Here is an 11,830-nt window from a genome sequence, read left to right as displayed (position 1 = left end):
GCGATGGCTTACATTAAGCCGCCGCCGCAATTTCCAAGCGTCCAACCTGCGTTACGCTCTGTTCGCGATCGGCACGGCGACGTGCGAAACGGCATGCAAAACACCGGCACGTTCCCGCCTTCGCACGACGACGTCCTTCCGTCATTGCCAGTTTTTGACAATTGCTGCCGGAAGCGATGCCGCGGTGGAACACGCGCCGATTGCCCGGTGCCTGCCTGCCGCCGGGAAGCGTCATCACGATGTTCAGAACGAAACGGGCACGCGACGTCCGGCCCGAATTCGATCCGGATAACGTATCAATCGATTCATCGATGCTGGACACAAAAATGAAAAACGTTCTACCGTTCGATTCCGTGGCGCCGGGCCACGCTCGCACTGCCATGCGCGGCATGTGCATCGCGCTCTCCTGCGCGACCGTCGCGATGCTTTCCGCATGCACGGTCGTTCCGGGGCAGCACATGAGTTCGACCGCGTTGCCGGTCACGACCGCCGAAAACGGCGACGTGACCAGCGACATGCAGGTTCCGGTCAAGCAGATTGACCTGACGCAGATCGAGCAGATCCGGGCCGAGCAGAAACACGCCCCCGCTGCGTCGATCCCGCCGAACCTGTTTGCAAAGTCGGACATGTACCGGCTCGGTGCCGGCGACGTGCTGCAGATCACGGTATGGGATCACCCCGAATTCGCGACGGCCGCCGGGCAGCCGGTGCAGAACACGAAGGCCGCGGACGCCGCGCCCGGCTTCGTCGTCGACAGCAGCGGCAACGTGCAGTTTCCATACATCCCGCATCCCATTCACGCCGTCGGGAAAACCGTCGCGCAGATCCAGCACGAGGTCAGGACCGAGCTCAGCAAGGTGTTCGTCAAGCCGCAGGTCACGGTTCGCGTCGCATCGTTCCGCGCGACCCAGGTCTATGTCGACGGCGAAGTGCGCAATCCGGGCGCGCAGGCGATCAACGACATTCCGATGACGCTGATCGAAGCCGTCAGCCGCGCGGGCGGATTCGCGCCGACCGCGGATCAGAGCCGCGTCACGATTACCCGCAACGGCACGATCTATCCGCTGAACGTCGCGCAGATGATGAAGTCCGGGAAGAATCCGGCGGACATCATGCTGAAACCCGGCGACATGCTGCATGTGGGCGCGCGCGACGACAATCCCGTGTACGTGATGGGCGAAGTGGTCAGGCCGCAAGCCGTCGCGCCGCTGCGCGACGGTACGCTCACGCTGAGCGAAGCGCTCACGCAGGCCGGCCAGCTCAACCAGCAGACCTCGAATGCCAAGCAGGTGTTCGTGCTGCGCAAGGCAGCCGACAGCGCACCCGTCATCTATCACCTCGACATGCAGTCACCGGTGTCGATGCTGCTTGCGAACCAGTTCCCGCTGGCGTCGAAGGACGTCGTCTATGTCGACAACACCGGGCTCGTCCGCGCAAGCCGCGTGCTGAACCTGCTGCTGCCGGCGATCAGCGCCGGGTTGACCGGCGCGCTCGTCACGAAGTAAGTCTCCGCAGATGCCGGCCGTGCCGGCCTGCGCGAGTTCGCTCCGGTTCGATGCGCACGCAACGAACCGGAACGCGCGCGTCACCGTATTCCCGGCAAAAGCGCCTGCATCCAGGTACTTCTTACCCGACCGCACACCATCGTTCGGGAACGATGACCGCCTTTCCACCCCGCTGCGCGACCGTGCCGAAGAAAGATCGGACATATCGGTATAAACACTGATGCTGTAGTCAAACTACATTCATACCATTAGTCGCTGCAGAGGATCGCTACATCCAATTCGGCAGCGTCGGGCGGCCCGTGCGTCACCGTCCGCGTGTACCGGTCGAGCCCAACCGGCCGTAACGATTCCCCGCCCGGCCTGGCATGCCGACGCGCAACCACCCAGCATCGCCAGCCGAATGCGTCCGGTGCAAATCCACCGGACGTGCGCAGCTCCAGACATCATCCGAACAACCGGCAATACGATCATGGAGAGCAACATGCGAGACACACTCTGGCCGGCCGTCGTGCTGGCAGCGACCCTCTGCACCACCGCCTACGCGGGTGACGCCGATTTCAACGCGCAAGGCGACGCCACCGATGCGTTCGCGTCGGCCGCGGCGGTCCGGCGCGCGGACCTGCTCGTGCGCAAGATGACGCTCGACGAAAAACTTCAATTCATTCATTCGCAATACGAAATGTCAAAGGTGCCTGGCGGCGGCGCCGGCTACATCCAGGGTGTGCCGCGGCTTGGCATTCCCAACCTGAACATGGTCGATTCGGCGACGGGTTCCGGCAGCACGTCGCAGGCCAGCACGACGTTCCCTGCGACGATCGCCGTCGCGGCGAGCTGGGATCGCCGCCTGTCGTACGACTACGGCAAGCAGGTCGCGATCCAGTTGCGCGCGCAAGGGTTCGGCATGGGGCTCGGCGGCGGCACCAACCTCGCGCGCGAACCGCGTGGCGGCCGCCTGTTCGAGTATCTCGGCGAGGATCCGCTGCTCGCCGGCGACCTGCTCGCCGAACGCACGCTCGCCACGCAGCGGCAGAAAGTCATCGCAACCATCAAGCACTACGCCGGCAACGAACAGGAGCACGGCCGGATGGGCGGCAACACGCAGATCGACGAGCGCACGCTGCGCGAGCTCTACCTGCTGCCGTTCGAGATCGCCGCGAAGCGCGGGCGGCCCGGCAGCGTGATGTGCAGCTACAACCGCCTGAACGGCACGTATGCGTGCGAGAACCCTCACCTGCTGAACGACGTGCTGAAGAACGAATGGGGCTTCCAGGGCCAGGTGCAGTCCGACTGGGGCGCGACGCACAGCACCGCCGCCGCGATCAACGCCGGGCTCGACGAGGAGGAAGACGTCGGGCCGAGCGTGTACCTGACGCCGGCGGCGGTCAAGCAGGCCATCGCGAACGGCTCGGTGTCGACGACACGACTCGACGACATGGTGCGGCGCAAGCTCGCGGTGATGATCCGCGTCGGCGTGATGGACAATCCGGCCAAGGGCGGCGGCACGATCGATTTCGCGGCCGCGAACCGGTTCTCTCAGGCCGCTTCCGAGCAGTCGATCGTGCTGCTGAAGAACGACGGCAACCAGTTGCCGCTCGCCGCGTCGGCGCTGGCGCGCATCGCGGTGATCGGCGGCCATGCCGACACGGCCGTGCTGTCGGGTGGCGGCTCAGGCAACACGCGCGACCCTGTATCGGGATCGTTCGCGGGCTGCGGTGGCCTGACGTTCGGGTCATCGACGGGATGCAGCTGGTGGCGCAATCCGTGGCTGAAGGTCGACGTGCCGATCGTCGCGGCCATCCGTGCGCTCGCGCCGACCGCGCAGGTCACGTATGCGGGCAACAGCGACCAGCAATCGCCGTTCCGCGCGTACACGCAGCAGGAGATCGACCAGGCCGCGGCACTCGCGGGCCATTCGGACGTTGCGATCGTCGTGGTCGCGCAGCCGGCCGGCGAGGATTTCGGCGATCTCCAGAGCCTGAGCCTCGCGAACCCGTCGAACCAGGATGCGCTCGTCGAAGCCGTCGCGCGCGCGAATCCGCACACGATCGTCGTCGTCCAGAGCGGCAACCCGGTGCTGATGCCGTGGAAGGACCAGGTGTCCGCGATCGTCGAGGCGTGGTATCCGGGCGAAGCCGGCGGCAAGGCCATCGCGAACGTGCTGTTCGGTGCGGTCAACCCGTCCGGCAAGCTGCCCGTCACGTTCCCCGCGCGCGATCAGGATTCGCCGACCTGGGGGCAAAACGGGGCATTCGACAACGATCCCGTCTATGCGGAAAAGCTGAACATGGGCTATCGCTGGTATGACGCGCGCAACATCAAGCCGATGTTCGAGTTCGGCTACGGGCTGTCGTACACGCACTTCGCGTATTCGGGGCTGTCGGTGTCGACGCAATGGGACGGGTCGCTGAGCGTCGCGTTCGCGGTGCGCAACGACGGACGCGTCGCCGGCGCGGAAACGCCGCAGGTCTATCTTGGCGTGCCGTACAAGGACGAACCGCCGAAGCGGCTGGTCGGCTGGGAGAAGATCCGGCTGAATCCGGGCGAGACGCGACGTGTACGTGTCACCGTGTCGCCGCGGATGCAAAGCGTGTGGGATACGTCGCGTAACAACTGGCGCGTGGTGCCGGGCGGAACGGTGTATGTGGGTGCGTCGTCGCGGGATATCCGGTTGCAGGGGCACTGAACAGGAATGCCCCCACGGAAGAGCCGCGCACGTCGTGCCCGGCTCTTTCGTATCTCCCTCCGCACTGGCGAACCTTACCGGAACAGTAACGCCAGCAACGTCGCGAGCGCGGCAATGGCGGCGATCCCCGCCGCCATCCCGGCCAGATGCGCGGTGACCACCAGACCGGCCGGCAATCGCGTCGATGCCGCGCCGCTCGCCCCATCCGCCGGCCGGGCTCGCGATTGCGACGCGACGCCGTTCATCACACCCCGCTCCGCTCGAGCGTATCGAGCAACGGCCGGGCCAGATGCAGGACCTGGTACACCGTGCCCGCGCCGCCATCGTCCGGTTCGTGATCCGAAACGAGTACGCGCGTCAGCCGCCAGCGCAGCGGATCGAGGCTGACGGCGGCCGCGACCGTGCCCTGCCGCGCCGCCGCTTCGCGATTGCGTGCGACCTCCCGTGCCAGCGTCGCATCGAGGTCGGCATCCGCCGGAATGTCGATCGCTTCCAGCCGCACGAAGCGCGCCGTCGACGCACTGCCCTTGCGCGCATCGAGCGCGACCTGCACGTCGATCGGCGCGCGTCCGAAGCTGTCCGTCACGACCCGGTAGCGGCCATCCGTGACGAACCTGGCGAACGCCTGCTCATTGCGCCACAGATAAAGCGATGCATAGCCGTTTTCCGTCGCGCCGTGGCGGCCGGCCTCGCGCAGCAAAAAACCCTTGAACACCAGATCCGGCGTGTCGTCCCAGAGCCTGCCGCGCTCACGCACGCGATTGCGGATGATGTCGAGGTCGTAGTCCGCCGGCAGGCGGTGCACGTAGTACGCGGTCAGCATGATCGACTCCTGGGAAAGATATGGGAGATTCCGAACGGCTTGAGAACAGCGTAGAAGACCTTGAATCATTTGAAAATACGATGGCAGAATATTTCAATGATTTCATTTCTCAATGGATGCGTGTGCGATGAAAACGCTCGACATCGAAGCCGTGCAGGCGTTCGTGCTGACCGCCGACCTCAAGAGCTTCACGCGGGCCGCCGAGGCGATGGACACGACGCAGTCCGCGGTGAGCCTGAAGATCAAACGGCTCGAAGACGGCCTCGGCCGCCGCCTGCTGGAACGCACGCCACGGCAGGTTCGCCTGTCGGCCGACGGCACCGCGTTCCTGGAGCCGGCGCGCGAACTCGTGGCCGCTCACCAGGGTGCGATCGGCGCGTTCGGCGCCGGCCAGCGGCGGCTGGTGATCGGCGTGAGCCATCATGTCGTCGGCGCGGATCTACCGATGCTGCTTCGGCGCATGAGCGAAGCGGAACCGGGGCTCGTACTGGAGATCCGCGTCGCCGCATCGCGCGACGTGCTCGATGCGTTCGACCGCGGCCAGCTCGACGCCGCCGTCGCGCTGCAACATGACAGCCGGCGGCTCGACGGTGAAACCCTGCTGTCGGAATCGTTCGGCTGGATGGCCGCGACCGATTTCGAGTACCATCCGCCGCAACCGCTGCGACTCGCGACACAGGCCGAGCCGTGCAGCGTGCGCCGCATGGCGATTGGCGCACTGGACGAAGCCGGCGTTACCTGGACGGAAGTGTTCGTCGGTGGCGGCGTGGCGACGATCGGCGCGGCGGTATCCGCGGGGCTGGCGGTCGCCGCGCTCGGGCATCGCGTGGCGCCCGTCGGATCGGTCGATGTGGGTGCGCGATACGGGCTGCCGCCCTTACCGACGCGCGATGTCGTGCTCTACTCGAGCCTGACCGATGCGCGGGCCCGGCAGGCGCTACGCACGCTCGGTGCGGCACTGCGTTCGTCGGTCGGCGTGCGGTGATGTCGCGCTTGAACAATCCGGAGAACAACATGCGCCCGCTGGACGAACTGATCAACGAACGCGAATCCGCGCTCCCGACTTTGCTCGAATGGGCGGCGGCAGCCCGTCACCCTTGCGAAATACTGCCCGCATCCGATCGGCGTGGCGAAGTGCTTTCAGCGCTTCAGGTATCCACCCGATCGACCCTGGGGGCCATCGCCTATTCGACCGGCGGCATCCTGGTGGAAGGCGGCTACCTTCGTCTGCTTGGCTCGGGCCATCCCAGGCTGGCCAGAGACATCGTCGGCTGGAACACGGGGCGATCGTCCGGTTTTCTATTGATCGCAGACGATGCCGTCGGCGGCTTCTTCGCGTTGAACGGAGGCGCCCTCGGGGATGACACGGGTTCGGTGTATTACTTTGCACCCGACACGTTGAGTTGGGAGCCCCTCGAGATCGGGTATAGCGACTTCGTGCGGTGGTCGCTCAGCGAAAAGCTGCACGACTTCTATGCGAGCTTGCGCTGGTCAGGCTGGCAAGCTGATATTCAGCATCTGACGACGGATCAATGCTTCAACTTTTATCCGTTCCTGTGGACGAACGAAGGCTCGGTGGAACACAGCAGCCGCCAGGCGGTCAGCGTTTCCGAGCTGTACGCGCTTCATGTCAGTCCTGGATCCGCGGCGTCACGACAACCCTGATCGGGCCACAACCGTTGAATAGCCGCCACCCGGCTAATTCGGCGGCTGCCATAAATTCTTGTCGCGCAGGCAGCGATCAATCGGAATGAGGCGTGCCCGGCGCATCTTCGTCACGTCGCCACCGTCAACGGACTCGAATACCATGCACGCGCATGTCAAATAATCCTCTTCGCGAACCGATGAATACGTATACGACTTCGTCGTATTCGGATGCTGGGTCGTTGAACGCATGCACGCCCGGCTGCATCGCTTTCTTCGTCTCCGGATACGCTTCGGGTGCCGAGCAGACTTTATGAAACCGTCTCTTAAAACCCCGGGACGCGAAGAGCTTCACTCGTATCAATTATCCGACGCAATGTCCCAGTATCGATCGTTCCAGAATATGGAATAAGAACGGTTGGCATCGAGTGTGTAACTTACAATGCGCCCGCTCTTCGTACCATTTGCAGTAGAAATGGATACGGTGTATGTGTTGCAGGCAGGATCACCAATAACCATCTGCTGTCCGGGTTGTAAGGTAATTCGGCTCGAGCCGGATTTCCCCGCCCCGTCGCGACATGTCACCACCAAATGATGGACCGAGTCCGGATCGCTTGTGATCGAAAAATCCCCAGCGATTGCCGACGTGGCGATCAATGCTGAAGAAGCGAGCAGAGCCAGGGAAATAATCTTCATTCGTGTTTGCTCCAGGTGTTTGTACAGGTGTGGTTGGTTGTTTGCACTGGTCTCAAAGCTGTAAAAATAGCGAAGGGATCTCCGTGAAAAAGCGTCGTCTCGACTGAAAAACAACAGACTTTTTTGTGCTACCTGACCGAATTGTTTCGCCACGCGTCAGTTTCGTTGTGATTAACCGCAGCCGCCGCGCTGTATACCTCGTATACAGCGCGGCGGCTTATCGAGCGGCTCGCACTTCCCTACGATGTCGGCCGTGAGTTGCACTGCTTCCAGCCCGGATTGATTCCCCGGTGTATTCAATTGAGCCACCCAAAGCCCGACCGACCATCATGATTAGCGAATCACCGATCCAGACGCACAGTTTTCACAGCGACGATCCGGACGAAGTTTCGGATTTCATCGAGAAGATTTATGCGGATAACCGCTTTCGCGCGCAGCATGCGGACCGGAAGGCCGTGAATATGGGCGGCCATGAATGGAACGGAATCGGCATATACGACGTCGATTACGAGATGCCGTTTCATTTCCACTCGTCGGAACCGCGTCCCAATTATTTGTTCCTGTCGTGCCGGCGCGGTGGTTCGACCTATACGAGCGGCGGAACGGTCGCACAATGTGCGGTCGGCGACGTGATGCCGATTTCGTCGACCGGCATGTCGACCTGCGTCACGCAACCGGAGGGTATCGGCCATCTGTCGGTGATTGTCGATGCCGGCGATCTGAACGACTTCGTGTCGCAATGGATCGGCAAGCCGCTTGCCGCGCCGGTCAGGTTCGACATGAAGCCGGTCGCGGCGGACGCGGCCATCGAATGGAATGCCGCGGCGGACTGCCTGCGCCGGATGATGCTGTTGACGCCCGCACCGGAGGCGGCCATTCGGGCACTGTACGAGCACATGCTGAAACACATGATGTTGCGGCACGGCAACAACTACAGCGCGCTGTTTGCGACGGATACCTGTGCGACCGAACACACCGCGCGTTCCGCGGTGGCGATGATCGAAACCGACCCGATGCGATGGAAAACGCTCGGCACGATCGCACATGCGCTCGGCTGCCCGACTGGCGCGCTGGAGAACGCGATCCGCCGGCTGACCGGCCAGCCTTCGACCGCGCTGTTTTTCGACGGGCGGCTGTATGGCGTCCGCCGTGCCCTCGCCAAAGGCGACGGCAGTTTCGTCGGCACGCTGCATGCATTTGGCTTCGCGCCGTCCAACCGCTTCGTGAGTGCCTATCGGCAGCGCTTCGGCGAGCCGCCGAGCGCGACTTACCGGCGCAATCCGAACGCGGCCGACATCCGCAACGATTTCCGCGGGCTCGCCGACACGTTGTGTGAAGCGAAGGTCAACCGCTTCATCGACGAGTCCCTCGGCAAACCGATCGGCCTCGCCGACCTCGCGCGCCTGGCCTGCCTGAGCGAACACGCGACGATCGCCGCGTTCAAGGAGCAGTTCGCACGCACGCCGATGCAGTACGTGATCGAACGGCGCCTCCAACGTGCGCGCTGGCGACTGTGTCACACGTCCGCGAGCATCCTGTCGATCGCGCTCGAATGCGGATTCGGCAGCCAGAGCTATCTGACGACGCTGATCAAGCGGCATTACGGCGTCACACCGCGTCAGCTTCGCCTCGCGGCCACGACGGCCCGCAGCGACAGCAACGACCGGTAAACCGTGCGCGGCGCGATTCACTGCGCTGCGACCGGACAGTTCGTATCACCTTCGCGGCAGTCGAGATAGCGTTGCAGCGCCGCCGCTCGCGCCTTCGTCGTTTCCTCCAGACATGCGGCACGTGCGAGCGGCTCGGCCGAGCCTCCCGCCACGCCGATCGTCTGGAACGCGCATTCGGTATCGCGAAACGCGATCCATGCGCGCTGCGCTTCGGTCAGCTTCCTCGCACCGTCGCGATCGTCCTTCAGCCGGCTCTGCAATGCGCGGTAGCGACGGTTGAGCTCGGCGTCCGCGCGCGCATAGCCACGGCTCGCGCATTCGTTCATCACGCGTTGATCCTGCGGATTCGCGCAGTCCGGCGCCGCATGCGCATCGTGTGCGGCGAGGACGGCCAGCAACATCGCAACTGGCGCGAGCTTCGAGCGGATCGTCATGTGTTCCTTCCTCCAGCTTGATCGTGATACGGTTCGCACCCGGGTCACCGCGCAGCGCCCGCGTCCTGCGCACGCCATGCTCGCCGCTGTTGCGACAACCGGCTCGCAGCCACCCGCGCGGCCTTCCACCACGCGAACGGCCGCGGATCGGCAAGCATGCTGAGCGCGCGCGCATAGTCGAGCGCGAGGCCCGGCGTCCACGCCATCGTCACCGCGCGCTTGCGAATCTGCGCAGCCACCCACAGCTCCGGCGTGACGAGCACGCGCAGAAAACTGCCCCACCCGGTCCCGCCGCCGCGCAACCGGCCGACCGCGCCATCGATCGCCGCCTCGAGCGCATAGGCGACGGTGCTCGAACAGTTCCGGTGCGTGAGGTTGTACGTCGTATTCGCGCGATAACGCTCCCAGAATGCGTGCAGCTTCGCTGGGTCGTAATTGCGGATCCGCACGCGCACCGTCGACGGGCACCATGCCGTCGACTCCGTCGCATAGTCCGGTTGAAACATGCCGGGCACGTCGTTCTCGCGCGTCGCGCGCAGGATGCGCCCGAACTCCGACGGCGAGCGGTCGATCTCGGCGGCCGGATACAGGCTGATATAGATCCCTTCCGGGGATTCGAGCGCCGCATGTCCGGTCGAGATCGTGCCGTTGACATCGACCGCGGCGATATAGCGGTCGACCACCGGATGGTGCTGAGCCTGCGCCTTCGACGTACCGGCCGGCGTCCACACGTGCACGGTCAGTGCACGCTCGTGGTCGGCCGGTGGGCCGTCCCATTCAGTGCGATCGAACTGGCTCGCGCGCGTGGCCGAATCGGCATCAGGCAGCAACGCGGATCGCCGCGACACGTTGAATGCCGGATTGCGCTCGAGCCGCCGCACGCGAGCGGCGAGCGTCAGCATGTTGATACCGCCGAAGATCAGGAACAGCCCGAGACAGAACGGCAACGTGCCAGCGTAATGCGTCGGATATGGCTGGTAAAAGAACACCGCGATCAGGATCTCGAAGACACCCCACGCGACTGCGGCCTTCCAGCGGCGATACCGGACGATCCACGCGGATACGGATTGCAGCAGCCCGTCGACGAGGAACAGCGTCCCGAAGATCATCGACAGGATCAGGTTGCCGTGATGGTGCCCGGCAAAGATCAGCACCGAGGCGGCGACGACCGCGATGCCCTTCACGTAGCGCAGCGCGCGTTGCCCGCCGACGCCGGTCCATGCAACCGCGAGCGTCGCCAGCCCTTCGAGCAGGAACAGCCACGCGAACAACGTGATGGGGAAATGCATCGCGCCGTCGAGTGCGTCGACGAATACGACGATCCCCGCGACCGCCCACACAACGCCGATCCAGACAATCCCCGTCGCACGCGTGCGCAGATAGTCGACGCCCAGCAGCAGCATTACCAGTCTCACCATGGTCCCTTACCTCATCATCGCCGGCCGCGACTGCGCGATACGCGTGTTGCGAACCTGCGGCCGGGCGCGTGCTTTATTGTTCGTACGTCCGTGCGAGCGGCAGCGACGCGCGGATCGCCGCGGAGAAATCGCCGTCGATCGTCGCGCCGGGCGGGCGTCGAATCAGGCTCGCCGTCTTCAACGCGTCGAACGGCATCGATGCGTCGAGCAGGCCGAGATCGTGCCCGTATCGATCCGCATAGCCGCTCAGCAAGACCATCCAGCTGTATCCGACATCAGGTGCAACCGCCCTGACGTGACGCAGGATGTTCGTCGTACAGTTGTTGAACAGCGTGTTGTAGAACTCCGGGCGGCTTTCGAGCGCATGCACGCGGCGCAGGTAATCCGCAAACAATGCGCGCGCGGTGTCGGAAGTAACGTGCGCACGGAACAGATAGACGCGCTCCTTGCGCACATCGCTGCGCACACCGATCAGGTCCCGTTCGTCGGCGACGACGTACACAAGGTCGTACAGCGGCAGGAAGCCTGCGTAGGGCGAATAGCGTTGTCCGTACCGCCGGCGCGTCTCGATCGAGATCGCCACGTATCGGCCGTCGTCCAGACCGAAACTCAGGAACACGTGCGCGATCGCCTCGGCCGTCCAGCGCGACACGACCAGATCGACCGTCGTCACCGCATCGAGCGCGAACGTGGCGTCGTAGTACGCAGGCACGCAGTCGTCGCGCGTCCGGTATCTGAAGTTGCGCACGTCGCGCACCGTGACCCGCGGTCCGCGCCATTCGACACGCGCGGCACGCGCGTATTCCGGCACCCACACGGCCGGCGCGCACGCAAGCCGGATCAGCGACGACAACGGGTTCATTCCAACCCTGTCGCTGCGTCCGGGTGCAGCACGTCGTCGCCCGCGGCGCGATCGCCCGCACCGGATACGCGCCGCGCGGCAATACGGCAAGTTGT

At 64.4% G+C, this 11,830-nt stretch carries 12 protein-coding genes; 5 read left to right on the top strand and 7 right to left on the bottom strand.

Annotated features, from left to right (window positions below; translation table 11 throughout):
• Positions 1 to 13: 13 nt before the first annotated feature.
• A complete protein-coding gene (locus QZM67_RS00830; protein ID WP_301801431.1) occupies positions 14 to 517 on the bottom strand; it encodes a hypothetical protein in 504 nt (167 codons plus the stop codon).
• Between QZM67_RS00830 and QZM67_RS00825 the strand changes: the two genes are divergently transcribed.
• Entirely contained in the window at positions 423 to 1,505 is a 1,083-nt protein-coding gene (locus QZM67_RS00825) for a polysaccharide biosynthesis/export family protein (protein WP_301800281.1), read from the top strand. The genes QZM67_RS00830 and QZM67_RS00825 overlap by 95 nt on opposite strands.
• Positions 1,506 to 1,986: 481 nt before the next feature.
• Positions 1,987 to 4,188 (top strand): glycoside hydrolase family 3 C-terminal domain-containing protein, encoded by a 2,202-nt coding sequence (locus QZM67_RS00820; RefSeq protein ID WP_301800280.1) that lies wholly within the window; start codon positions 1,987 to 1,989, stop codon positions 4,186 to 4,188.
• 74 nt (positions 4,189 to 4,262) lie between these two features.
• Here QZM67_RS00820 and QZM67_RS00815 read toward each other — a convergent pair whose 3' ends face one another.
• The gene (locus QZM67_RS00815; protein WP_301800279.1) at positions 4,263 to 4,433 is read right to left on the bottom strand and encodes a hypothetical protein; all 171 of its coding nucleotides are present in this window, start codon (positions 4,431 to 4,433) and stop codon (positions 4,263 to 4,265) included.
• Positions 4,433 to 5,011 carry a DUF4865 family protein gene (locus QZM67_RS00810; RefSeq protein WP_301800278.1) on the bottom strand — a complete coding sequence of 193 codons (579 nt, stop codon included), beginning with the start codon at positions 5,009 to 5,011 and terminating at the stop codon, positions 4,433 to 4,435. Before QZM67_RS00810 ends, QZM67_RS00815 begins: the two co-directional genes overlap by 1 nt.
• Positions 5,012 to 5,138: 127 nt before the next feature.
• Here QZM67_RS00810 and QZM67_RS00805 point away from each other — a divergent pair, with 127 nt between their 5' ends.
• Positions 5,139 to 5,996, top strand: a complete 858-nt coding sequence (locus QZM67_RS00805; protein ID WP_301800277.1) for a LysR family transcriptional regulator — start codon at positions 5,139 to 5,141, stop codon at positions 5,994 to 5,996.
• 29 nt (positions 5,997 to 6,025) lie between these two features.
• A complete protein-coding gene (locus QZM67_RS00800) occupies positions 6,026 to 6,676 on the top strand; it encodes a DUF2625 domain-containing protein (RefSeq protein WP_301800276.1) in 651 nt (216 codons plus the stop codon).
• A 339-nt stretch (positions 6,677 to 7,015) separates the two neighbouring features.
• On the opposite strand, the gene QZM67_RS00795 is transcribed toward QZM67_RS00800, so the two are convergent.
• A complete protein-coding gene (locus tag QZM67_RS00795) occupies positions 7,016 to 7,351 on the bottom strand; it encodes a hypothetical protein (protein ID WP_301800275.1) in 336 nt (111 codons plus the stop codon).
• 329 nt (positions 7,352 to 7,680) lie between these two features.
• On the opposite strand from QZM67_RS00795, the gene QZM67_RS00790 reads away from it, so the two are divergent.
• Complete coding sequence (locus QZM67_RS00790; RefSeq protein WP_301800274.1) at positions 7,681 to 9,021, top strand: AraC family transcriptional regulator; 1,341 nt, start codon at positions 7,681 to 7,683, stop codon at positions 9,019 to 9,021.
• A 17-nt stretch (positions 9,022 to 9,038) separates the two neighbouring features.
• Here QZM67_RS00790 and QZM67_RS00785 read toward each other — a convergent pair whose 3' ends face one another.
• From QZM67_RS00785 to QZM67_RS00775, 3 genes are all read right to left on the bottom strand, one after another.
• Positions 9,039 to 9,455, bottom strand: a complete 417-nt coding sequence (locus QZM67_RS00785) for a lysozyme inhibitor LprI family protein (protein ID WP_301800273.1) — start codon at positions 9,453 to 9,455, stop codon at positions 9,039 to 9,041.
• Positions 9,456 to 9,499: 44 nt separating this feature from the next.
• Entirely contained in the window at positions 9,500 to 10,873 is a 1,374-nt protein-coding gene (locus QZM67_RS00780) for an HdeD family acid-resistance protein (RefSeq protein ID WP_301800271.1), read from the bottom strand.
• 73 nt (positions 10,874 to 10,946) lie between these two features.
• Positions 10,947 to 11,735 carry a DUF4105 domain-containing protein gene (locus tag QZM67_RS00775; RefSeq protein ID WP_301800269.1) on the bottom strand — a complete coding sequence of 263 codons (789 nt, stop codon included), beginning with the start codon at positions 11,733 to 11,735 and terminating at the stop codon, positions 10,947 to 10,949.
• Between the last annotated feature and the right edge of the window lie 95 nt (positions 11,736 to 11,830).

This window comes from Burkholderia sp. AU45251 (assembly GCF_030482905.1).
GTDB lineage: Bacteria > Pseudomonadota > Gammaproteobacteria > Burkholderiales > Burkholderiaceae > Burkholderia > Burkholderia aenigmatica.
The sequence above is the reverse complement of the archived record's forward strand: the minus strand, read 5'-3'. Positions and strand labels throughout refer to the sequence as shown.